Raw genomic sequence first — 2,176 nt, forward strand, 5'->3', positions numbered from 1 at the left:
CCCGCCCCCCGTTCCGGGGGGCGGGGCGTCGTCGTGTGCGGGGTCCGCCGCGGCGACCACGGGTGACGGCCGGCGCGCCCTATTCCGCCGGTCGGAGGAACGGTGTGAGTGCATCGAGCACGGCCGGGTCCTCGATCGTCGACGGGACTGTGACGTCCTCGTGTCCGTCCGCGATCTGTCGCATCGTCTTGCGCAGGATCTTGCCCGACCGGGTCTTGGGCAGGCCCTGCACGACCGTGCAGTCGCGGAAGGTGGCCACCGCGCCGATCTCCTCGCGGACCATCGCCACCAACTCCGCCCGCAACTCCTCGGGATCGCGGACCTGACCGGACTTGAGGACCACGTACCCGACCGGCCGTTGGCCCTTGAGTTCGTCCTTCACACCGATGACGGCGGCCTCGGCCACCGCGGGGTGGGTGGCGATCACGGCCTCCATGGAGCCCGTCGACAACCGGTGGCCGGCGACGTTGATGACGTCGTCGGTCCGGCCCATGACGTAGACGTAGCCGTCGGAGTCGATGTAGCCGCCGTCTCCGGTGGAGTAGTACCCGTCGAAGACGGACATGTACGAGGAGATGAACCTCTCGTCGTCCTCCCACAGGCCCGACAGGGTGCCCGGCGCCATCGGCAGCCGGATCGCCAGGTTGCCCTCCTCCCCCGCGGGCAGTTCAGTCCCCCCGGCATCCAGGACGCGCAGGTCGTATCCGGGTACGGGCACGGTGGGGGACCCTGCCTTGATCGGCATAGGCTCGAGACCGCGCAGGTTGGAGGCGATGGGCCAGCCCGTCTCGGTCTGCCACCAGTTGTCCACCACGGGCTTGCCCAGCTTCTCCGTGGCCCATCGATAGGTGTCGGGATCCAGCCGTTCGCCCGCACAGAACAGGGTGCGCATACCGGACAGGTCGTACCGGGCGATCTCCCGGCCCTCCGGGTCCTCCTTACGGATGGCCCGGACGGCCGTGGGCGCGGTGAACAGCGCGGTGGCCCCGTGCTCGGCGATCACCCTCCAGAACGCGCCGGCGTCCGGGGTGCCGACCGGTTTGCCCTCGTAGATGATGGACGTCGCGCCCACCAGCAGCGGGCCGTAGACGATGTACGAGTGTCCCACGACCCAGCCGACGTCCGAGGCCGTCCACCAGACCTCGCCGGGGCGGACCCCGTAGACGTTCCACATCGACCACGCCAGCGCGACGGCGTGGCCACCGTTGTCCCGCACGACGCCCTTGGGCAGGCCCGTGGTCCCGGACGTGTACAGGATGTACAGCGGGTCCGTCGCGGCGACGGGGACGGGCCCGGTCGGCTCCGACCCCGCGACCGCCTCATCCCAGTCGCTCCAGGTGGTGCCGGGGGTCTCGGGAAAGGACTCGTCCGGGAACTGGTCCGGTCGGTCGGCGACGATCACCGCACCCGGTGTGTGGCGGGCGAGACCCAGGGCTTTGGCGACCATCGGGAAGTAGGGGACCTTGCGGGTGGGCTCGATTCCGCCGGGCGAGGTCACCACCACCTTCGGCCGGGCGTCGTCGATGCGTATGGCCAGCTCCGGCGCGGCGAAACCCCCGAACACGACGGAGTGCACGGCGCCGATCCGGGCGCACGCGAGCATCGCCACGGCCGCGCGGGGAACCATGGGCATGTAGATCACGACCCGGTCGCCGTGGCCCACTCCCTCGGCGACGAGCGCACCCGCGAAGGCCTCGACCTGCTCGAGCAACTGGGAGTACGTGATGGTCTCGGTGGCCCCGGTCACCGCCGAGTCGTAGATGAACGCGGCCTGGTCCCCTCGTCCCTCCTCGACATGGCGGTCGAGGCAGTTGTACGACGTGTTGAGTCGGCCGTCGGGGAACCAGCGGTAGAACGGCGGCCTGGACCCGTCGACCGCGGTCGTGGGGGGCGTGGTCCAGTCGATGGCGCCGGCGGCCTCCAGCCAGAAGGCATCGGGATCGGTGATCGAGAGCCGGTGGGCCTCGGCGTAGGTCGACGAGGTCGTGGAGTCCGACATCGGTTGAGCCTCTCGTGCGGCGATGCGGCCCCCGAATCAGTGCCGACGGCCTGTGACGCGTTTCACTCTAGTCTCAGACCGAGGTCCCGATACCGCGACATCCGCTCCGCATACCTCCGCTCGGGGGGACGTCGCCTGACCTCGACGAGAGCCGAGGCGACGGCGTCCGCCAGCCGG

The 2,176-nt window shown here is 70.3% G+C and carries 1 protein-coding gene; it reads right to left on the minus strand.

The features are described from left to right. Positions 1–79 precede the first annotated feature (79 nt). Positions 80–1,999: a propionyl-CoA synthetase gene (locus G6019_RS13070; protein ID WP_182613171.1), complete on the minus strand. Its 1,920-nt coding sequence runs from the start codon at positions 1,997–1,999 to the stop codon at positions 80–82. Positions 2,000–2,176: the final 177 nt, after the last annotated feature.

The organism is Dietzia sp. DQ12-76 (assembly GCF_014145045.1).
In the GTDB taxonomy this organism is placed as follows: Bacteria; Actinomycetota; Actinomycetes; order Mycobacteriales; family Mycobacteriaceae; genus Dietzia.

What these genes read in the sequence shown, in the direction of transcription:
- G6019_RS13070 (WP_182613171.1), bottom strand. Translation starts at nt 1,999, where the DNA reads ATGTCGGACTCCACGACCTCGTCGACCTACGCCGAGGCCCACCGGCTC.